The sequence below is a fragment of the Pseudomonas sp. B21-036 genome, from assembly GCF_024748925.1.
GTDB lineage: Bacteria > Pseudomonadota > Gammaproteobacteria > Pseudomonadales > Pseudomonadaceae > Aquipseudomonas > Aquipseudomonas palmensis.
In genome coordinates this window covers 4,743,644-4,761,199 of sequence record NZ_CP087178.1, presented here as the reverse complement: position 1 = coordinate 4,761,199, position 17,556 = coordinate 4,743,644, and the positions used below count along the sequence as shown (strand labels likewise).

25 protein-coding genes and 5 tRNA genes are annotated in these 17,556 nt (G+C 62.8%); 23 read left to right on the top strand and 7 right to left on the bottom strand.

Going from position 1 to position 17,556, the window contains the following annotated elements; all coding sequences use genetic code 11:
- The first annotated feature begins 235 nt into the window (after positions 1-235).
- The 4 genes from LOY33_RS21645 (at position 236) to LOY33_RS21630 (ending at position 655) form a co-directional block, all read left to right on the top strand.
- Positions 236-311 (top strand) — tRNA-Asn (locus LOY33_RS21645).
- A 10-nt stretch (positions 312-321) separates the two neighbouring features.
- Positions 322-398: transfer RNA gene (locus LOY33_RS21640), tRNA-Pro, on the top strand.
- Between the two features lie 5 nt (positions 399-403).
- Positions 404-479 (top strand) — tRNA-Lys (locus LOY33_RS21635).
- Positions 480-578: 99 nt separating this feature from the next.
- Positions 579-655 (top strand) — tRNA-Pro (locus tag LOY33_RS21630).
- Between the two features lie 227 nt (positions 656-882).
- On the opposite strand, the gene LOY33_RS21625 is transcribed toward LOY33_RS21630, so the two are convergent.
- The 3 genes from LOY33_RS21625 to LOY33_RS21615 form a co-directional block, all read right to left on the bottom strand.
- Positions 883-2,178: an NAD(P)/FAD-dependent oxidoreductase gene (locus LOY33_RS21625; protein ID WP_043860321.1), complete on the bottom strand. Its 1,296-nt coding sequence runs from the start codon at positions 2,176-2,178 to the stop codon at positions 883-885.
- Between the two features lie 90 nt (positions 2,179-2,268).
- Positions 2,269-2,442, bottom strand: coding sequence for a DUF3094 family protein (locus LOY33_RS21620; RefSeq protein ID WP_043860322.1), 174 nt, complete (start codon positions 2,440-2,442; stop codon positions 2,269-2,271).
- 168 nt (positions 2,443-2,610) lie between these two features.
- Complete coding sequence (locus tag LOY33_RS21615) at positions 2,611-3,240, bottom strand: DUF1780 domain-containing protein (protein ID WP_043860323.1); 630 nt, start codon at positions 3,238-3,240, stop codon at positions 2,611-2,613.
- A gap of 129 nt (positions 3,241-3,369) precedes the next feature.
- On the opposite strand from LOY33_RS21615, the gene LOY33_RS21610 reads away from it, so the two are divergent.
- Positions 3,370-4,059: an energy-coupling factor ABC transporter permease gene (locus LOY33_RS21610; RefSeq protein ID WP_043860324.1), complete on the top strand. Its 690-nt coding sequence runs from the start codon at positions 3,370-3,372 to the stop codon at positions 4,057-4,059.
- Here LOY33_RS21610 and yacG read toward each other — a convergent pair.
- The 4 genes from yacG to LOY33_RS21590 are packed head-to-tail and all read right to left on the bottom strand — an operon-like array spanning position 4,056 to position 6,956.
- Positions 4,056-4,259 (bottom strand): DNA gyrase inhibitor YacG, encoded by a 204-nt coding sequence (gene yacG / locus LOY33_RS21605; RefSeq protein WP_043860325.1) that lies wholly within the window; start codon positions 4,257-4,259, stop codon positions 4,056-4,058. The genes LOY33_RS21610 and yacG overlap by 4 nt on opposite strands.
- A complete protein-coding gene (gene coaE / locus LOY33_RS21600; RefSeq protein ID WP_058540805.1) occupies positions 4,256-4,879 on the bottom strand; it encodes a dephospho-CoA kinase in 624 nt (207 codons plus the stop codon). Before coaE ends, yacG begins: the two co-directional genes overlap by 4 nt.
- A complete protein-coding gene (locus tag LOY33_RS21595; RefSeq protein ID WP_104571939.1) occupies positions 4,876-5,745 on the bottom strand; it encodes an A24 family peptidase in 870 nt (289 codons plus the stop codon). The genes coaE and LOY33_RS21595 overlap by 4 nt, the downstream gene beginning before the upstream one ends.
- 2 nt (positions 5,746-5,747) lie before the next feature.
- Complete coding sequence (locus LOY33_RS21590) at positions 5,748-6,956, bottom strand: type II secretion system F family protein (protein ID WP_258660035.1); 1,209 nt, start codon at positions 6,954-6,956, stop codon at positions 5,748-5,750.
- A 216-nt stretch (positions 6,957-7,172) separates the two neighbouring features.
- On the opposite strand from LOY33_RS21590, the gene LOY33_RS21585 reads away from it, so the two are divergent.
- The 18 genes from LOY33_RS21585 to LOY33_RS21500 all read left to right on the top strand — a co-directional run bounded on the left by LOY33_RS21585 (position 7,173) and on the right by LOY33_RS21500 (position 17,553).
- Positions 7,173-7,601 carry a pilin gene (locus LOY33_RS21585; protein WP_258660032.1) on the top strand — a complete coding sequence of 143 codons (429 nt, stop codon included), beginning with the start codon at positions 7,173-7,175 and terminating at the stop codon, positions 7,599-7,601.
- A gap of 56 nt (positions 7,602-7,657) precedes the next feature.
- Positions 7,658-7,733: transfer RNA gene (locus tag LOY33_RS21580), tRNA-Thr, on the top strand.
- Between the two features lie 161 nt (positions 7,734-7,894).
- Complete coding sequence (locus LOY33_RS21575) at positions 7,895-9,208, top strand: phage integrase central domain-containing protein (protein ID WP_258660031.1); 1,314 nt, start codon at positions 7,895-7,897, stop codon at positions 9,206-9,208.
- A 180-nt stretch (positions 9,209-9,388) separates the two neighbouring features.
- Positions 9,389-10,099 carry a hypothetical protein gene (locus tag LOY33_RS21570; RefSeq protein ID WP_258660026.1) on the top strand — a complete coding sequence of 237 codons (711 nt, stop codon included), beginning with the start codon at positions 9,389-9,391 and terminating at the stop codon, positions 10,097-10,099.
- Positions 10,100-10,272: 173 nt separating this feature from the next.
- Entirely contained in the window at positions 10,273-10,533 is a 261-nt protein-coding gene (locus LOY33_RS21565; RefSeq protein ID WP_258660024.1) for an AlpA family transcriptional regulator, read from the top strand.
- A complete protein-coding gene (locus tag LOY33_RS21560; protein ID WP_258660022.1) occupies positions 10,533-10,835 on the top strand; it encodes a helix-turn-helix domain-containing protein in 303 nt (100 codons plus the stop codon). Before LOY33_RS21565 ends, LOY33_RS21560 begins: the two co-directional genes overlap by 1 nt.
- The gene (locus tag LOY33_RS21555) at positions 10,832-11,479 is read left to right on the top strand and encodes a KilA-N domain-containing protein (protein WP_258660021.1); all 648 of its coding nucleotides are present in this window, start codon (positions 10,832-10,834) and stop codon (positions 11,477-11,479) included. Before LOY33_RS21560 ends, LOY33_RS21555 begins: the two co-directional genes overlap by 4 nt.
- Positions 11,476-11,955 (top strand): hypothetical protein, encoded by a 480-nt coding sequence (locus LOY33_RS21550; protein ID WP_258662929.1) that lies wholly within the window; start codon positions 11,476-11,478, stop codon positions 11,953-11,955. The genes LOY33_RS21555 and LOY33_RS21550 overlap by 4 nt, the downstream gene beginning before the upstream one ends.
- Positions 11,952-12,284 carry a hypothetical protein gene (locus LOY33_RS21545; RefSeq protein WP_054916611.1) on the top strand — a complete coding sequence of 111 codons (333 nt, stop codon included), beginning with the start codon at positions 11,952-11,954 and terminating at the stop codon, positions 12,282-12,284. The genes LOY33_RS21550 and LOY33_RS21545 overlap by 4 nt, the downstream gene beginning before the upstream one ends.
- Positions 12,281-12,580, top strand: coding sequence for a hypothetical protein (locus tag LOY33_RS21540; protein ID WP_116550229.1), 300 nt, complete (start codon positions 12,281-12,283; stop codon positions 12,578-12,580). The genes LOY33_RS21545 and LOY33_RS21540 overlap by 4 nt, the downstream gene beginning before the upstream one ends.
- Complete coding sequence (locus LOY33_RS21535) at positions 12,577-12,792, top strand: hypothetical protein (protein ID WP_258660020.1); 216 nt, start codon at positions 12,577-12,579, stop codon at positions 12,790-12,792. The genes LOY33_RS21540 and LOY33_RS21535 overlap by 4 nt, the downstream gene beginning before the upstream one ends.
- A complete protein-coding gene (locus LOY33_RS21530) occupies positions 12,789-13,133 on the top strand; it encodes a hypothetical protein (RefSeq protein ID WP_258660019.1) in 345 nt (114 codons plus the stop codon). Before LOY33_RS21535 ends, LOY33_RS21530 begins: the two co-directional genes overlap by 4 nt.
- A 4-nt stretch (positions 13,134-13,137) precedes the next feature.
- Entirely contained in the window at positions 13,138-13,425 is a 288-nt protein-coding gene (locus tag LOY33_RS21525) for a hypothetical protein (RefSeq protein WP_258660018.1), read from the top strand.
- Positions 13,418-13,645 (top strand): hypothetical protein, encoded by a 228-nt coding sequence (locus LOY33_RS21520; RefSeq protein WP_258660017.1) that lies wholly within the window; start codon positions 13,418-13,420, stop codon positions 13,643-13,645. The genes LOY33_RS21525 and LOY33_RS21520 overlap by 8 nt, the downstream gene beginning before the upstream one ends.
- Positions 13,642-14,532, top strand: a complete 891-nt coding sequence (locus LOY33_RS21515; protein ID WP_258660016.1) for a toprim domain-containing protein — start codon at positions 13,642-13,644, stop codon at positions 14,530-14,532. Before LOY33_RS21520 ends, LOY33_RS21515 begins: the two co-directional genes overlap by 4 nt.
- Positions 14,519-16,318: a DUF927 domain-containing protein gene (locus tag LOY33_RS21510; RefSeq protein WP_258660014.1), complete on the top strand. Its 1,800-nt coding sequence runs from the start codon at positions 14,519-14,521 to the stop codon at positions 16,316-16,318. The genes LOY33_RS21515 and LOY33_RS21510 overlap by 14 nt, the downstream gene beginning before the upstream one ends.
- Before the next feature lie 336 nt (positions 16,319-16,654).
- Positions 16,655-16,957, top strand: a complete 303-nt coding sequence (locus tag LOY33_RS21505) for a hypothetical protein (protein WP_210014861.1) — start codon at positions 16,655-16,657, stop codon at positions 16,955-16,957.
- Complete coding sequence (locus LOY33_RS21500) at positions 16,954-17,553, top strand: hypothetical protein (RefSeq protein WP_210014860.1); 600 nt, start codon at positions 16,954-16,956, stop codon at positions 17,551-17,553. Before LOY33_RS21505 ends, LOY33_RS21500 begins: the two co-directional genes overlap by 4 nt.
- Positions 17,554-17,556 lie beyond the last annotated feature (3 nt).

The window sequence follows — 17,556 nt, the reverse complement described above, 5'->3', positions numbered from 1 at the left end:
CTTGTAAAGTGCGCCCCGCTGTATGTCACCCCGCAGGTTTCCGGCAGAAGTGGGAATCTGAAAAAAAGTTGCAAATCAGTGTGTTGAATGCAAATTAAGGGTTGACAAGGGTTTTGAAGATTGTAGAATAGCGCGCCTCAGAGACATGAACGCAGCGATGCACAAGGTCGAAGAGTTCGAAGCGGTAGCGATACAGTTTTCGAAATTGCAGCAAGTTGTACTTGAAATTGATAGTTCCGCGATAGCTCAGTCGGTAGAGCAAATGACTGTTAATCATTGGGTCCCAGGTTCGAGTCCTGGTCGCGGAGCCAAATTTCAAACCGGGGTATAGCGCAGTCCGGTAGCGCGCCTGCTTTGGGAGCAGGATGTCAGGAGTTCGAATCCCCTTACCCCGACCATATTTGGGTCGTTAGCTCAGTTGGTAGAGCAGTTGGCTTTTAACCAATTGGTCGTAGGTTCGAATCCTACACGACCCACCATTTTTGAATCCGGTTCGCTGGGTTTGAATCTTAAAAGGTTGGTACGCCATTAGCGTCCAGCCATTAAAAAAGGCACCTTAATCGGTGTCTTTTTTTTACCGGGGTATAGCGCAGTCCGGTAGCGCGCCTGCTTTGGGAGCAGGATGTCAGGAGTTCGAATCCCCTTACCCCGACCATCTTCAGAAAAAGGGCACCTTGCAAAAGGTGCCCTTTTTCGTTTGCGCAGGGTTTAGCGCATGTGCAGCCAGCTGGCGGTACTGCCTATGCCCAGCACCTCCTGCAGGGGGCTGTAGTGCGCGCATCCGCGCCTCGTCGAAACACAGCTCGCCCCGGGTCAACCGCACGCCAGTAGCCTGGCGCCCATCCGGCCCCGGCAGGGCGCCGGGGCGGACGGGGGTAGCCGTCAGTGCAGCTTGAGGCGGGGTTCGGTACCGCGGCCGATACGGCTGCCGAGCATCAGCATCAGCGTGCGGAAGGTGCCATACAGCGCCATCTGGTGCATGCGGTACAGCGACACATAGAACATCCGCGCCAGCCAGCCTTCGAGCATCACACTGCCGGTGAGGTTGCCCATCAGGTTGCCCACTGCCGAGAAGCGCGACAGCGAGACCAGCGAGCCGTAGTCGCGGTACGCGTAGGTGGGCAACGCCTTGCCCTCCAGGCGCGCCTTGAGCCCTTTGGCCAGCAGCGAGGCCTGCTGGTGGGCGGCCTGGGCGCGCGGCGGCACATTGCGGTCGCTGCCCGGCTGCGGGCAGGCGGCGCAGTCGCCGAACGCGAAGATGTCATCGTCCAGGGTGGTCTGCAGGGTAGGGCGCACCACCAGTTGGTTGATGCGGTTGGTTTCCAGCCCGTCGATGTCCTTGAGGAACGCCGGTGCGCGGATACCGGCCGCCCACACCTTGAGGCTGGCGTGGATCACCTCGCCGTTGGCGGTCTTGAGCGAGTCTGCGGTGACCTCGCTCACCGACGCGTTGGTCAGCACCGTCACGCCGAGTTTTTCCAGGGTTTTGTGCACCGGCACGCTGATGCGCTCGGGCAGCGCCGGCAACACCCGTGGGCCGGCCTCGATCAGGGTGATCTGCATGTCCTTGGGCTGGATGCGGTCCAGGCCATAGGCGGCCAGTTCGTGGGCGGCATGGTGCAGCTCGGCCGCCAGCTCCACGCCGGTGGCACCGGCACCCACAATCGCCACGCTGATCTTCTCGCTGGCAAGGTCGCCGGCATGGGCGCGCAGGTAGTGGTTGAGCAACTGCTGGTGGAAGCGCTCGGCCTGCTTGCGGGTGTCGAGGAACAGGCAATGCTGCGCCGCACCCAGGGTGCCGAAGTCGTTGGTGTTGCTGCCTACCGCGATCACCAGCGTGTCATACGCCAGGGTGCGCGCCGGCAGCAGCTCGCGGCCATCCTCGTCGAGGGTGGCGGCCAGCTGGATCTGCTTGCTCGAACGCTCCAGGCCGCTCATGCGCCCCAGCTGGAACTGGAAGTGGTTCCACTTGGCCTGGGCCACGTAGTTGAGCTCGTCTTCGGAAGAATTGAGCGAACCGGCCGCCACTTCGTGCAGCAGCGGCTTCCAGATGTGGGTCAGGTTGGCGTCGACCAGGGTAATCGCGGCGGTGCCGCGCTTGCCCAGGGTCTTACCCAGGCGGGTCGCCAGTTCCAGGCCGCCGGCGCCGCCGCCGACAATCACGATACGGTGAGTCATGGGGATATCTCATAAGGTTTGCGGAATTCTGGGTTGGGTCCTGAGTGGCCGGCCGCGCAGGGCGGGCGGTTTGGGCGAGCGCAAGGCAGCTCATAGCACCAGGTGGCTCAGGAGGCGGCTCAACAGGCCAAGGCTGATCGTCACGCCCACCACCAGAGCAAGGAGCAGCCATGGCCTGAAAGGCTTGCGCTCGACTTGGTGTTGGGGGGCACGCAGGTATTCATCGACTCGTCGCTGGTCTTCGGGGTTCAGGCGGCTGGTCATGGAGGCCTCGTCAGGTAGACGCATGTGACTGTGGGAACGCTACAGTGTTCACTGTAGTCCGTCGCCAAAGGCTTACCTGGGGCATCGAAGCGCTCGTGACAGCGAATGATTGCGCTTTGTATCACCCGCGCCGCATTTATGCCATCCCGCTTTGGCAGGGGGCAGCGATCACAGGCTGATCCCCACATCGAAGACGATGCTGCGCCCCAGGTTGGCGCGCAGAAAATCCGGCGCATCGGGGTGGGCGAACAGCACCCGGGCGAAGGTCGGGCCCACCAGCGACAGCGAGCGCCAGCCCTGGCGCAGGTATTCTGTGGGCGGCGGGAAGTGGCTGTTGAGGTCGAGCACTTCGCGCTTGAGGCTGGCGAAGGCAATGATGTCCAGTTCGCCCAGGTCCAGGTTGCGTTCGCGGTAGTTGTGCGACTTCTTGCGCAGGGTGGGGGCCAGGCGCTGCAGCAGCTCCTGCGCACTGATGCGTCGCGGCCGGGCCTCGCGCCTTACCAGCTGCGCGAGGGAAAACGCGCTGCGCCGGCGCTGCAGTTCTTCGCGCCATTCGTCGTTGAGCCGGCGCCCTTCGTCGAGCACGAAGAACACCTCGAAGGCGGCATCGCGAAACAGCACATCCGGTGGCTCCTGACCGGCGGCGGTGAAGTCCTCGCTGCGGTAAGGGATGTTCAGGCCTTGCAGCAGGCGCTGGCATACCCAACGCTCGCGCTCCCATTTGCGGGCATTGGACAGGAACGCATTGGCTTGTTCGGCCTGAATGGTTAGCAGGCGCAGGTAGTCTGAGTCATCCATGGGCACAAGCTTAGCGCCCAAATCATGACAACGCTGCATTCCAGGCCCGGTGGATGGCGGCAACAGGCCGTGGAACGATGTGTAGAATGAGCCATCGTCGGGCGCAATGCACACAAGGGGCAGACAGCCGTGATTGGCGCACAAGTGTTATCGGAACAAAGCCTGCTGCTGGGCTGGCTGTGCTACGTGCCGCTGCTGCTGTGGGCGGTGTGGCGCGCGCCGTGGGTCGAGCTGTTCACCGACCGGCGGCGCCAGCACCTGCTGTTCGGCACCATCTTCGCGCTGTTCGCGTTGTGGCTGGTACGTCGCGACTTCGACACCGGCGTGTCGTACCACTTCATCGGCATGACCGCCGTGACCCTGCTGCTGGACTGGCCGCTGGCAATCGTCGGTGGCCTGGTGGCGCAGGTGGGGCTGGTGGCGCTGGGGCGTCAGGACCTGGCGGCGATGGGCGTCAACGGCCTGCTGCTGATTGGCCTGCCGGTGCTGGTGACGGAGGGGGTGGCCATACTGGTGGAGCGCGCACAGCCTAAAAACCTGTTCGTGTACATCTTCTGTTCGGGGTTTTTCGCCGCTGCGCTGGCGACCTTGCTGTGCCTGCTGGCCAGCCTAGGCTGGCTGTGGCTGGACGGTATCTTCGTGATGCCCGAATGGCTGTCGGACTTCATCGGCTACCTGTGGCTGATCATCTTCCCCGAGGCCTTCATCAACGGCATGGTAATCAGTGCGCTGGTGGTGTTCTGCCCCGAGTGGCTGGAAACCTTCAACCGGACCCGCTACCTGCAGGCCCCGTGGAAGGACGACGAACCGCGCGGCTAGTGTTCGCGCGGGTTGAAGTCGCCGGAGAACAGCTCGTCTTCGGCATCCGGTGCCACCGGAATCTTGTGCTCTTCAGCGGCCCAGGCACCCAGGTCGATCAGCTTGCAGCGGTCGGAGCAGAACGGCCGATAGGTATTTGTGGCACTCCATTCAACAGGGGCGCCACAGGTCGGGCAGTCTACGGTCAGGGGTTGGCTCATGCTTGGCCTCCACGCAAAGTCAGGTAAAAGTGATGCAGGCGGTCGACCTCCGAATGCAGCCAGGCCAGGTCGCGGTCGTTGACGATCACGTCGTGGGCATGGCGCAGGCGCTCTTCGCGGCTGGTCTGCGCCTTGAGAATGGCCTGCACCTGTTCGGGGCTGGTCTGGTCGCGCTGCAGTGTACGTTTGATCTGCAAGGCCTGCGGCGCGTCGATCACCAGCAGGCGCTGGGTGCGCTGATACTGGCCCGACTCGATCATCAACGGTGAAACGAACACCGCATAGGGCGACTCGGCCTTGGCCAGGTAGCTGAAGATCTCCTGGCCGATCAGCGGATGCAGCAGGGCTTCCACCCAGCGGCGTTGCGCCGGGTCGCTGAAGATCAGCTGGCGCAGCGCGGCGCGGTCCAGTTGCCCGTCGCTTTGCAGCACGCCGGGGCCGAAATGCTCCACCAGGCTGGCCAGCGCCGGGCGCCCGGGCTCGACCACCCAGCGTGCGGCCTGGTCGGCATCCACCAGGTGCACGCCCAGCTCGATGAAGCGTTGCGCCGCGGCGCTCTTGCCACTGCCGATGCCACCGGTGAGGCCGAGAATCCAGGGTGTGAAGGCGGGTGTGGTCATTGCAGTCCGGCAAATTGCAGATAGGAAGTGGTCATTTGACCACCCCAGAGCAGCGCGATCCAGCCCGCAATGGCCAGATAGGGCCCAAACGGAATCGGCGTGCTCGCCTGCTGGTTGCGCAGGCGCAGCAGTACCAGGCCCAGCAGCGCGCCCACCAACGAGGCCAGCAGCAGCGTCAGCGGCAGGATCTGCCAGCCGCCCCAGGCGCCGAGCATGGCCAGCAGCTTGAAATCGCCATAGCCCATGCCCTCCTTGCCGGTGACCAGCTTGAACAGCCAGTACACCGTCCACAGGCTCAGGTAGCCGGCCACGGCGCCCCACAGCGCCTGGTCCAGCGGCACGAACACCTCGAAGGCATTGAGTATCAGCCCCAGCCACAGCAGCGGCAGCACCAGCACATCGGGCAGCAACTGATGCTCGATATCGATCAGGCTCATTGCCAGCAGGCCCCAGCTCAACAGCATGAACGCCGCCGCGCTGGCGCTGAAGCCGAAATGCCAGGCCGCGAACAGGCCAAGCCCTGCGCAGGCCAGCTCCACCAGTGGGTAGCGCGGGCTGATCGATGCCTTGCAGGCCGAACAGCGCCCGCGCAGGCACAGGTAACTCAGCACCGGGATGTTCTCCCACGCGCGGATGCGGTGCTGGCAGTGCGGGCAGTGGGAGTGGGGCAGCATCAGGTCGAAACGTGGCTCGGCCGGGCTGGGCAGCTCCAGCACTTCGCGGGCCTCACTGCGCCATTGGCGCTCCAGCATCATCGGCAGGCGATGCACCAGCACATTGATGAAGCTGCCCACAATCAGGCCAAGCAACAGGGCGACACATTGGTAGGCCAGCGGCTGGCGGGCCAGGGTTTCGAACAGGTCCATAGTCAGATCACATCGCCCAGCTGGAAGATCGGCAGGTACATGGCGACCACCAGGCTGCCCACCACCAGCCCGAGAATCAGCACGATCATCGGCTCCAGCAGGCTGGCCAGGTTGTCGAGCCATTCGTCGACGGCCGTTTCGTGGTGGCTGGCGATCCGGTCGAGCATATCGTCGAGCGTGCCGGATGTCTCGCCAATGGCGCACATCTGTACCGCCAGGCACGGGAACAGCGGCTCGTTGCGCATCGCCGCGCTCATCGACAGGCCGTTGCCGATGGCCTGGCGCAGGCGCAGCACGGCTTGCTCGTACAGCGTATTGCCGCACGCGGCGGCGACCGGCCCCAGGGCTTCGGTGAGCGGTACGCCGGCACTGAACGACGTCGCCAGGGTGCGCGCAAAACGAGCCAGCGCCGCATGCTGCATCACCGGCCCCAGAACCGGCATGCGCAACCCCTGGCGCAACATCCACAAACGCACCGCCTGCTGTCGCTCGAAGGCGCAGCGCAGGGCAAATCCCGTGGCCAGCATTACCCCAAGCACCCACAGCAGATACTGCCCCAGCCAGTCGGCCAGGTTGATGACACCCTGGGTGAAGGCCGGCAACGGCGCGCCGAAGCCTGCAAACATGGCTTGAAACTGCGGCACCACCTTGAGCAGCAGCAGCGCCGCCACCCCCAACCCCACCAGCAGCACCAGCGCGGGGTAGACCATGGCCTTCTTCAGCCGGGCCCGCAGTGCCTGGCGTTTCTCCTGCAGCGTTGCCAGCTGGTCGAGCAGGCTGTCCAGGCAGCCGGTTTGCTCGCCCACGGCCACCAGGTTGCAATACAGGCTGTCGAACTGGCGCGGGTGCCTGCGCAGCGCATCGGCCAGGCCGCAGCCGGCGGCGATATCGTTTTTGAGGGTGCCTAGCAGGCTGCGCAGCGATGGGTTGTTGATGCCTTCGGCGATCATGCCCAGCCCTTGCAGCAGCGGCACGCCGGCCTTGAACAACGTTGCCAGCTGGCGGCTGAAGCGGGTGATGTCCTTGGCGCCGAGCGAAGCGGGCAATTGCAGGGTAATACGGCGTGCCGCGTTCACCTGGGTAGGGCGTATGCCGCGACCGCGCAGCAGCGCCTTCACCAGCGCACTGTTCTGCCCGCTGCTGTGCCCGCTCACGTGGGTGCCGGAGCGGTCGATGCCTTGCCAGGCATAGGTTTTTGTCTTGTGGTTCATCGCTACCTCCCTGCAGCGGTGGACAGTCACAAACCCTGTAACAGCTTCAGGGTGATAGGCTCGGGCAATCCCGCCCGGTGGCCACTAGAGTAGTCGAGCGCGGTGCTGGGTTAAGCACCCGCAGGGTGACAAAAGGTGTCTGTTCGGGCCTACTGGCGCGCTGGTCTGCGGCGGTGTCCGTGGCGGGATTTGTGAGTTTTTGCGAGGGGAGTGCCCATGAAGGGACAGCGCGGTATTACATTGATCGAGTTGATGATCGTGGTGGCGATCATCGGCATTCTGGCGACCATTGCCATGCCCATGTACACCAACCATCAGGCGCGGGCCAAGGCCACGGCGGCGCTGGCCGAGGTGTCGGCATTGAAGACCGCCTTCGAAGTGCAGATCAACCAGGGCAAGGACGTGGCCGATGTCGCCGCCCTTGGCGGCCAGCCGACCACGGCCAACTGCACCTTGAGTGCGCAGGGCGTGGCGGCGACTGGTGTGGGCACCCTTGCATGCGTGCTGGTGGATGCGCCGGCGCCGGTGGCGGGCAAGCACCTGACCTGGGCCCGTTCGGCCACGGGCTGGAGGTGCAGCACCGATATCGAGGACGACCTGGCCCCGGCCGGGTGCACCGCGGTGCAGGCGAGTGGTGGGCAATAGCTGTTGATAAACAGTGATTTGCGAAAGCGTGGCGGCAATGGTAGCGTTGTCGCCACGCCGGTGTAGCTCAGTCGGTAGAGCAGCGCACTCGTAACGCGAAGGTCGCAGGTTCGATTCCTGTCTCCGGCACCATCCAGCTGTTCCGATACGTCTCGCCCTGTATACGGAGCCCCCTGAAAAGCCCGCCTAGTGCGGGCTTTCTTGTTTCTAGCTATCTCGTTCTGTCTCTAGGCATATACCTGTTTTAGGTATACGTTAGGGTATACGCCGGTTCGACGAGAAAACGTATACCTATGGCACGCACCGTTACGCCCCTCTCAGACCCCAAATGCGAGGCCGCCAAGCCGCGGGACAAGGACTACACCCTGTTCGACGGCCAGGGCCTGTTTCTGCTGGTCAAGAAGAACGGCAGCAAGATCTGGCGCATGAAGTTCAAGCGGCCGGATGGTAGAGAGGGGCTTGCCACCTTCGGCAACTACCCAGCGCTGACACTCAAAGCCGCCCGCGAGCGCCGAGCCGAAGCGCTGGAGCTGCTGGCGCATGGTAAAGACCCGATCGAGAGCGCCCGGCAGGGTAAGGTCGAAGCGGCGAATGCGAGGGCCAACACCTTCGGCGTGCTGGCCAAGGACTGGCATGAGGCCTGTTCTAAGAAGTGGTCACCAGGTCATGCCGCGACGGTGTGGCGGCGGATCGAAACTTACCTGCTCCCGGCCTTGGGCCAGCGCCCGGTAGTCGGCCTGAAGACCCGCGACCTGCTGGCGCCGCTCAAGGCTGTGGAGAAGCGCGAAGTTCTGGATACTGCCGGCCGGCTACGGCAGTACATGACCGGAATCATGCGCATGGCTGTCCAGCACGGGCACATCGACACGAACCCTGCAGTCGACCTACAGGGCGCAACCGCCACGCGCAAGACCGTCCACCGGCCTGCGCTGGCGCTCGATCGGCTGCCTGAACTGCTGCAAAGAATCGACAACGACACCGGTCGGCCGCTGACCCGCCTGGCCACCCAGCTCACCCTGCTGGTCTTCATCCGATCCAGTGAGCTGCGGTTTGCTCGCTGGCCAGAGATCGACACCGATCGCTCCATGTGGGAGATCCCCGGCGAGCGCCAGCAGATCGAAGGCGTGAAGAATTCGCACCGCGGCTCCAAGATGAGTACGCCCCACCTGGTGCCCCTCAGCCGCCAGGCTCTGGCCACGCTCGAGCAGGTGCGCCAGCTCACCGGGCGCTTCGACCTGGTGTTCGCGGGTGACAGCAACCACTGGAAGCCCATGAGTGAAAACACGGTGAACAAGGCGCTGCGGCGAATGGGTTACGACACCAAAACAGAGGTGTGTGGCCATGGGTTCCGGGCCATGGCCTGTTCCGCGCTCGTTGAGTCGGGGCTGTGGAGCAAGGACGCGGTAGAGCGCCAGATGAGCCACCAGGAGCGCAATAGCGTGCGGGCGGCTTACATCCACAAGGCCGAGTACATAGAGGAGCGTCGGCTGATGGTTCAGTGGTGGGCGGACTACCTCGATGCGAACCGCGAGAAGCACGTTACCCCATACGACTACGCGCATCGTGCTGAGCTGAATGCCAATGTGGTGCCGATCAAGAGGGCCTGAAGCGGACCTTCCATTGTTCGCGTAGACAGATATAGACTGAATGCCATTACTGTTCGAATAGCCAGTGTTCGAGCAGGCAATGGTTTTCGGCTGGCCTAGCTCGACGGAGCGAAAAACGGACTTCCCATCCCCTTGGCCAGCCGATTTATTCAATATGGGAGCGCCTGGGAGGGCGTGAGGATGGAGTACGAAGATGACCTGCCGGATCTGAACCATTGGAAGCAGGTGATGGAGTTCACCGTGGAGCAAGCAGCCCTCTTGTTGGCAGGTATTGATCCATTCGATATCGAATCCCTCGAAAAAGCTAAGGAGCGCGGCCTTCCACGCTGGAAACAGGCATGGGCACATTCCCTTGCGATTGTTTCTGCCATCCGGCAGGGCGTTATCTCGCCTGTCGTGTGTCGCGCTTATATATTCGAGGAGAACAGTCAGTGGAGTGGCTGGGAAGCAGTGGCAATGAAGCCATCTGATCGTGATATGGAAATTAGTACATCACATACAATCATTACTCGCGCCTCGTTGGCCAACTGGGTAAGCACTGAACGGGTTCAATTCGCCAGACCAAGATCATCCGTTCCTAGGGTCATCGCTCCGCCTCGTCAGCAGTCCAAGCCTAAACCGTCAACCATCATTGAGACTAAGGTCGAGCCGCTGACACTGCCTTATCACGGGCATAGATCTGAAGGGTTGGAGTATGTGGAGGATGCGATAAAGCAACTGTGGTCGACTTATGACCAAGATGACCCTAGCACCGCGCCGACACAGGAGGAAGTGATTAGGTATCTTCGCGAAAAGGGCGCGGGGGCCAACATGGCTGACGCGGTCAACCTCATTCTCCGTCCTGCCAACTTGAGGCGTGGTGGTCGTAAAGTTAAGAAGGTGCCCACCTGAAAAAGCCAGTGAAACCAAGCTCTCCAGCTGAGGTGCCCACTTCAGTCGTCGGCACAAGTGGGCACCCGCAATAGTCGGAATGTGCCCACCTACTGCCCACCTAGAAAGGTTGCTGGTCACCCGATCCTCTCTGCAAATCTGAATCCCGTCGCCATCAACAACGGGATACAGACATGAGCAACATCAGCCAAATTCCAGGTGCTACTCTCCCTCAGAGAGACCCTGCCAACACTATCATCCGTTTCCCCGAGGTCGAGGCCATCACCGGCTTGGCCCGCGCCACCGTCTACAAGCGACTCAAGGATGACCCTACCTTTCCCCGGCCTGTATCGCTGAGCAACAGCAAGTCGCGGGGCTCGCCCGTGGGGTTCGTTCTGGCTGAGGTTACGGCTTGGGTTCGCCAACGCATCGCATTGCGCGAGGTGGCCGCCTAATGAACAAAAGAAAGGCCGACCAACAGGCCAGCCCAAAAGATATGCAAGTTCATGATACCAGCGGCAGCGCGCAGCGCATCCGTCTTCTCGCGCACCTGCGCCAGCATGGTTCGATCAACACCTTTCAGGCCATCACGCTGCTGAACATCCTGCGCCCTGGTGCGCGCATCGCCGAGCTGCGGGCCAAGGGTCACAACATCGTCACCCACCTCAGCACTCTGAAGGACGACCACGGCCGCGAGCACCAGAACGTGGCCACCTACTTTCTATGCGCCGGCCCAGCTCAGAAGGTGGCAGCATGACGGCCAAGATCATTCCCTTCGATTACCAGGGCCGCGCCGTGCGCTTTGACGTCGACGGCTGGCTGCATGCCACCGAGATTGCAGAGAGGTTCGGGAAAGAACCTCACGAGTGGCTGCGCCTGCCCGACACGGCCTCTTACCTGGCAGCCATTTCTAAAACCGGGAAATTCCCGGAATTGGTCAGGACCAAGCGCGGCCGCTATGGCGGCACTTGGCTTCACCCGAAGCTGGCGGTGGTCTTTGCCCGGTGGCTCTCTGTGGACTTTGCCGTTTGGTGTGACGAACAGATCGATGCCCTGCTGCGCGGTGGCCAAGGCAACTGGCAGCAGGCCCGCCTGCAATCTGCGATCGGCTATCGCGGTTTGTGTGATGCCTTGGCCATCTCCTGCGAGGAGCGCGGCAAGGCGCCCCAGCGCCACCACTTCATCAACGAAGCCCGGTTGATCAACCAAGTGATCACCGGACAGTTCTCCGGCCGGGATCGTGATCAGCTCAGCGCCCAGGAGTTGCTGCTGGTGTCTCTCATCGAGATCCGCGACGTGATGATGATTGGCCAGGGGAAGGACTTCAATACCCGTAAAGAGGCTTTGCTGCGCTACATCCAGAGCCTACGTGCCAAGCACCTCGGGAGGGATGTCGCATGACGCTGGCGCTCAAGACCGGCGATGAACGGTCGATATTTCTGGTTGCAGGCAATCTTGATGCTCGGTATGGTTCGCCCGTCGCTGCAAATTCAGCGGCCGGGCTTGGTAACCCGATCAGCAAAAGGCGCAACAGCGCCCCCATTACGATTGCAGGCGCTTTTTTTGTGCCCGCAGTTACGTGTTATGGCGGCTGTGCGTGGGAGGCATTCGTGCCTGCCGGGTTCCTTTTGCCCCGGTTTACCAACCTGCGTACAGCTGCCACCCATTCGCTTGGTAACGAACGTGGCAGCTCCTCAGCAGAAGGAGCTTCACCGATGAAACACGCCCTCACTCCGTCCAAAATTCGCGCATACGCCCACCGGCGCCTGGCCCTGGCCGCACTTCGCGCAAACTCTTCCTTGTCCGTTCGCGTCGCCCGCTACAACCATCACACCGATATCGCCCGCGCCCTGGAAGGGCAAGGCGGTGCTCAATGACTCCGGCTCAACGCAACGCCGAAGCGGTACAGGGCTTCATCCAATCTCAGGTCGTGATCACCATTCCCGGCCAGCAATCGATCTGCCTTCCTCCGGTGGTCGGTCGCAGCCTTGCCGGTGGCATCGCCACCTTGGTGAAAACCGAGTTCCCGCACGCTTCGATCAGCATTCAAGGTCGTTGTCGTGACTCCCTGGCAGGCTTGGACGACGCCTTGCGCATGTCTGATGAGGTCCACACCACGTTTGTGGAATGCCAGCGCCAGCTGCGCCCAGGCGCTGCGCTGGTGGAGCATTTCAAGGCCGCAGCCCAAGTCGGAGGTGCCCAATGACTAGCTTCCTGGCAGTAGCGGCTCTTGATGGTGAGGTTCTGTCTGAGGCAGTGCTGGATGCTCGCGAGATGTGCTACATGAATTTCGCCCGCGAAGAGCACAAGAAGCTGGAGAAAATCCTGCTGACGCTGGTGATCCCTGCGATGGGCGGATATGACAACGAGCTGGCCTGCGACATTGCCCGGCACCTCGAGCAAATCCAGTCGTTCAGTGGCAATTACTGCTGGCGCCACCGTCACCTTGGCGCCTCACACGGCATTGTTGGGCAGCCCGCTGCTGATGGAGGTCTTGTATGACTTCCCTTACTCACATGGCTGAGGACACCCAAGACGATCTGCGCGACGTACAAGGCGTGCTGGTACTACTGAGCATGGCTCTGGCGCTGATCGCCGCACCCACTACGCCAGTCATCGTCGCCCGCGTCACCGCCGTGATGGCGCAGCACACCGCCATGGCCTGGGCCGAAATGCTGGAAGGCGTGACCGCTGAGCAAGGGGGTGACCTGTGAATGCCGTAATTAAAGCTCCCATCGTTTGTCGCGACGATCTCACTTTCACAAGCCGGGACGATTGCGGGCGGATGGTCAACTGGCCGCGCAACAACCCAGGTGTGGCCGCTGACTGGGAAAAGGGCATCGCCTTTTTCGACAGTGAAATTGCCGAACTGGCGGCGAATGATGAGACCGCAGCATATGAGGCCATCAGGTTTGCTATTGCTGGCATGGGCGGGCGAACGACCAATCTAGAGCTGGGCTTTGCAGACGCCGTGGCCAGGGCTGCCGCACTTGGCCTGCGAGTAGTACGCAACGGAGCCGAACGCTTCACGCCTAAAGACTTCGACGGGGAGTAACACCATGAAACTGCAAAACGGTGCTTCGGCGCCGACGGGATCGGCTTGCCTGAAGAAAGCCACCGAGCTGTTTTACGTTACTCATCCCAAGGCTTCTAGGGCTGTGCTCGGGCCATTCATCAGCCAGGCCGATGCCGAGTGCGGGCGCGTAGTTTTGTGTAGCGCAGACGCCATGGTGACGGCTTGCCTCGTCGATTCGCTTGACGAACTGACCTACTGGCACGCGGTGAACAATGGCCAGGTCTGCCGGGCCTTCGCTGGCGCTGATCGGGAGGGCGTGAGCCATGAGTAAGGTCACGCCTATTCGCCGCAAGGGTGCCGGTGGCCCACCTACTGCTGGCGCTCACATCGACAGCGCCAGCTATGCGCTGCTGGTGGAAACCTTGGTGGGCTTCCTGGAGCTGCGCATTACTGAGGGTGACGCAGGTCGTCACTGCTCCGAGCTGGAGCGCCTGACCAGCCAACTGGAGCGGCTGGCCAAGCGCTTCACACCGCCGCAGGGGGCCGCATGACCGACGCCACGATCCTTTTCCGTGAAGCGCTCCAGTCGGTCTATGGGCCGCTCGACTGGCTGCCCCTAGACGATGGCGATATTCACCGCTTCCACGTCCCCGGCGACAAGTCCGGCACCCTAAACGGCTGGTACTGCCTGTTTACCGATGGCATTGCCTCGGGTGCGTTCGGGAGCTGGAAGACGGGCGGCACCAGCACCTGGTGTAGCCGTGAGCCGGTGGATGCCCGCGAAGCCCAGCAGGTGCGCCAGCGCATCGAGCAGGCCCAGCGCCAGCGGGAAGCCGAACGGCAGCAGCGTCAGCTCAAAGCCGCGGACCTTGCGCAACGCTGGTGGCGTGACGCTCGCCGTGCTGATCCTGGTCACCCTTACCTGGTCACCAAGGGCGTTCGCGCCCACGGCCTGCGCCAGCGTGGTGACGACCTGCTAATTCCTCTGTATGCCGGTGGTGTGCTGGTGAACCTGCAGCGGATCGCCGCGGACGGCGACAAGCGCTTCCTGTATGGCGGGCGGATCAAAGGCGCCTATTCGCCACTGGGGCGCATCACGCCGGGCAAGCCACTGTGCATCTGCGAAGGCTGGGCGACGGGTGCCACGCTCCACGCAAGCGGCTACACGGTCGCCTGCGCGATGAACGCCGGGAATCTGAAACCGGTTGGGCTGGCGCTACGGGCCGACTACCCCGGTACCGAAATCATCGTCGCCGGCGACGACGACCGCCAGACCGAAGCTGAAGGCAAGGGCAATCCAGGGCGCACCGCCGCCCATGAAGCCGCGGCCGCGTGTGGTGGCCTGGTGACCTTCCCCGAGTGGCCAGCCGATGCGCCGCTGACCATTTCCGACTTCAACGACCTCGCCGCCTGGAGGTGCCGCCATGCGCCCGCCTGATACCAACGTCATCAACCTGCGCCCCGATGCGCCCAAGGTCGAGCCAGATCGCCCGTGCTGGGGCGTGTACGAGCACTGGGTAGCCAATGAGAAGGGCCGCAGGCTCAAGCCCGGCGTGTACTGGCACGGCTTCAAGCGCAGCGCTGGCGACGATGACAGCGACGACGACAAGGCGGACCGCCCGATCACTGACGAGTGGGTCGCCACGCCGGTGACCGTCGCCGCTCGTACTACCAACAGTGACGATGGCAGCGAGGGCCGGTTTCTGCGCCTGCTCACCGACAGCGGCCCCAAGGAGTGGATCATTCCCATGGAAGTGTTCGGCGGTAGCGGTGAGGACGCCAGGCGGACGCTGTTTGGCATGGGCGTCATCATCGCCTTGAAGAAGCGCGGCCAGTTCATGGAGTACCTGCTGGACCAGCGCCCTGCAGAGGTGTTCGCCACTACCTGCCGCCCCGGCTGGCATGAGTCGGGCGCCTTTGTGCTGCCTGGACGCACCATTGGCAGCGATAAGGTGCGCTATCAGGCCAGCGCCAAGGGCCAAAACCTGTTCAGCGTGCGCGGTAGCCTGGACGGCTGGAAGGCCGACGTCGCGGCCAAGTGCGAGGGAAACCCGGTGCTGACCCTGGCTATCGGCTGCGCCCTCGCTGGCCCGCTGCTGAGCCTGGTGGGCGTGTTGGGTGGCGGTGTTCACCTGGTGGGAGATAGCTCCAGCGGCAAGTCGCTGGCGCAGTTGATCGGCTCATCGGTATGGGGCGACCCAGGCATATTCGCCGCGTCATGGGATATGACCAAGGGCGGGCTGGAGATTGAGGCATCGAGCCGCAACGACACCATGCTGCCCCTGGATGAGATCAAGCGAGCCGACCCCAAGCGCGTACAGGAGATGGCGTACTCGCTCGCCAACGGCCAGGGCAAGGGCACCATGACCCGCGACCGAGAGGCGCGCGGAAAACTGAGCTGGCGCCTGCTGGCGCTTTCCAGCGGTGAGCGCTCCCTGTCTGAGCACGCGGCCATCAGCGGTAATGCCGCCCATGCTGGTGCTGAGCTGCGCATGGTGGATGTGAACGCCGGCACCCGTACACACCGCGCCTTCGACGAATTGCACGGCCTGGAAGGTGCCGACTTCCACCGCCAGCTCACTGTGGCCGTGGGAGCGAACCACGGCCATATCGGGCCGGCATTCGTGGAGAGGCTGCTGGCGAGTGATGACCGCCCCGGCCTGCTCGAGGACTTCGCCGGAATCCGCGCCCAGTTCGTCGAGGACAACGCCCAGGCCGGACGGGTGGCCGATCGCTTCGCGGTGATCGCGCTGGCGGGCGAAATGGCCATTGCCTATGGATTGCTGCCCTGGACGCCGGGCACCGCTCTGGCCGACTGCCAGTTGCTGTACAGCGAGTGGCTGAGCCGGGTGGGCGGCGGCAACGCCGAGGATCGCCAGATACTAGCGGGCATCCTCGACTTCATCGACAAGCACGGCAGCAGCCGGTTTTCGGACGTAGAAGATCAAACGCCAGACGCCAAGGTTTTCAACCGTGCCGGGTACTGGGAGGTGATCGGCACCAAGCGGCTGTACTTGTTCAACAAGTCCGCGCTGACCGAGGCAGCCCATGGGCACGGATTGGCGCGTGTAGTGAAAGCACTGGAGGGCGCTGGCGCAATCGCCAAGCACGACACCGACCGAGACAGCCGCAGGACCAAGAAATACCGCCTGCCTGCTGGTGGGTCTGCCCGCCTGTATGTGATCGACCCCGATGCCATGGACAGCGAAGGCGGTGGCCTATGACCGCCGTCACCACCCAACGCCAATGCCCGAATACACAGGAACCTAAAAACGTGGGGAACAGGGGGAACGGGGGAACAGCCAGTAAATTCGGGGGCTGTAGCCGTTCCCCCTTATTGAAGTGTTGGGGAACAGGGGGAACACAAACATGTTTTTGAATATAAGCGCCTGTGTTTTTCCTGATGCTTGGTTATCACTGTTCCCCAGTTTTTCGGGTGGGGAACACGTACCCCCGCTGAAGGCCCCGGAAATACAGGGTGTTCCCCGCGTTCCCCCGTTCCCCCGATTTTTTTTCACAGACACATTTGGGCGTTATGGCAATTCAAGCGAGGTGGCTCCATGAGCCTCCTTGCTGACCTGCTCCATCACATGCCGCCAAACGTTGCTGGCGCTGGCGAATCACCCGTGGCGAAACGTGCCCAGGATCGCCCACACCTGGTGCTGGTCGAGCCTGCGCAATTGCCGTCCAGCCCGTACACGAACGCCGCCAATGCCACACCCGAGTGGCGTCAGGCCCGTGACCGGTACATCAACCACGTTATGACCTGCCGGGGCTGCTATGCGCCTGGTGGTCGACATTGCGTGACCGGTGCCGAGCTGCGCGCCACCTACGACAACACGCCCATGGAGGTCCACCCATGAAGCCCACACAGACCATGCGCCTGTGCGATATCGCCCTGAAGCCAGGGGCCAGCGCCAGCACGCAGATCATCACCACCCGGCGCATCTGCCGCAACATCAACCGCAACCTCGATTCGGTCCGCGATGAGCAGCGTGCCATGCGCCGCCAGGCAGGCAAGCTGAAAGCGTTCTTGCCGTTCACCCGCCAGGCCATTGCCGATCTGGAGCAAGAGGCACAAGCGCACCGAGAGGATGAGCGCAGCAAGGCCGTGGCCGCGTTGGCCGGATTCGGCCAATCACTGCTGTTCGACCATGACGGGCTGGCCGGTGTCCTGGGATTCGACCGTATGTGCGACCTGCTGAGCGTGAACGCCGTGGAGCGCGAGCAGGCCAGGCGGGATGGCGTCACCAGCCTGGAAGGCCTGGTGTTCACCCATGCGCTGGAGGACAGCGCAGAACGCCGGGGGCAAGAGTGGAATGACGCGCCGCTGTTCAACGCCTGCCATGCGGCGATGGCGGACTTCATCAGCGAGTGCCCCAAGCATCTGCTGCCTGATCCCTTCGCACCCGGGGCACCGTTCGGGCCGAAGCTGCCACCCAAGCTGAGCGTGGTGTGAGCC

Excerpts from the sequence above, each read along its gene's own strand:
- LOY33_RS21625 (WP_043860321.1), bottom strand. The coding sequence starts at position 2,178 with ATGACTCACCGTATCGTGATTGTCGGCGGCGGCGCCGGCGGCCTGGAA.
- LOY33_RS21620 (WP_043860322.1), bottom strand. The coding sequence starts at position 2,442 with ATGACCAGCCGCCTGAACCCCGAAGACCAGCGACGAGTCGATGAATAC.
- LOY33_RS21615 (WP_043860323.1), bottom strand. The coding sequence starts at position 3,240 with ATGGATGACTCAGACTACCTGCGCCTGCTAACCATTCAGGCCGAACAA.
- yacG (WP_043860325.1), bottom strand. The coding sequence starts at position 4,259 with ATGAGCCAACCCCTGACCGTAGACTGCCCGACCTGTGGCGCCCCTGTT.
- coaE (WP_058540805.1), bottom strand. The coding sequence starts at position 4,879 with ATGACCACACCCGCCTTCACACCCTGGATTCTCGGCCTCACCGGTGGC.
- LOY33_RS21595 (WP_104571939.1), bottom strand. The coding sequence starts at position 5,745 with ATGGACCTGTTCGAAACCCTGGCCCGCCAGCCGCTGGCCTACCAATGT.
- LOY33_RS21590 (WP_258660035.1), bottom strand. The coding sequence starts at position 6,956 with ATGAACCACAAGACAAAAACCTATGCCTGGCAAGGCATCGACCGCTCC.
- LOY33_RS21585 (WP_258660032.1), top strand. The coding sequence starts at position 7,173 with ATGAAGGGACAGCGCGGTATTACATTGATCGAGTTGATGATCGTGGTG.
- LOY33_RS21575 (WP_258660031.1), top strand. The coding sequence starts at position 7,895 with ATGGCACGCACCGTTACGCCCCTCTCAGACCCCAAATGCGAGGCCGCC.
- LOY33_RS21570 (WP_258660026.1), top strand. The coding sequence starts at position 9,389 with ATGGAGTACGAAGATGACCTGCCGGATCTGAACCATTGGAAGCAGGTG.
- LOY33_RS21565 (WP_258660024.1), top strand. The coding sequence starts at position 10,273 with ATGAGCAACATCAGCCAAATTCCAGGTGCTACTCTCCCTCAGAGAGAC.
- LOY33_RS21560 (WP_258660022.1), top strand. The coding sequence starts at position 10,533 with ATGAACAAAAGAAAGGCCGACCAACAGGCCAGCCCAAAAGATATGCAA.
- LOY33_RS21555 (WP_258660021.1), top strand. The coding sequence starts at position 10,832 with ATGACGGCCAAGATCATTCCCTTCGATTACCAGGGCCGCGCCGTGCGC.
- LOY33_RS21550 (WP_258662929.1), top strand. The coding sequence starts at position 11,476 with ATGACGCTGGCGCTCAAGACCGGCGATGAACGGTCGATATTTCTGGTT.
- LOY33_RS21545 (WP_054916611.1), top strand. The coding sequence starts at position 11,952 with ATGACTCCGGCTCAACGCAACGCCGAAGCGGTACAGGGCTTCATCCAA.
- LOY33_RS21540 (WP_116550229.1), top strand. The coding sequence starts at position 12,281 with ATGACTAGCTTCCTGGCAGTAGCGGCTCTTGATGGTGAGGTTCTGTCT.
- LOY33_RS21535 (WP_258660020.1), top strand. The coding sequence starts at position 12,577 with ATGACTTCCCTTACTCACATGGCTGAGGACACCCAAGACGATCTGCGC.
- LOY33_RS21525 (WP_258660018.1), top strand. The coding sequence starts at position 13,138 with ATGAAACTGCAAAACGGTGCTTCGGCGCCGACGGGATCGGCTTGCCTG.
- LOY33_RS21520 (WP_258660017.1), top strand. The coding sequence starts at position 13,418 with ATGAGTAAGGTCACGCCTATTCGCCGCAAGGGTGCCGGTGGCCCACCT.
- LOY33_RS21515 (WP_258660016.1), top strand. The coding sequence starts at position 13,642 with ATGACCGACGCCACGATCCTTTTCCGTGAAGCGCTCCAGTCGGTCTAT.
- LOY33_RS21510 (WP_258660014.1), top strand. The coding sequence starts at position 14,519 with ATGCGCCCGCCTGATACCAACGTCATCAACCTGCGCCCCGATGCGCCC.
- LOY33_RS21505 (WP_210014861.1), top strand. The coding sequence starts at position 16,655 with ATGAGCCTCCTTGCTGACCTGCTCCATCACATGCCGCCAAACGTTGCT.
- LOY33_RS21500 (WP_210014860.1), top strand. The coding sequence starts at position 16,954 with ATGAAGCCCACACAGACCATGCGCCTGTGCGATATCGCCCTGAAGCCA.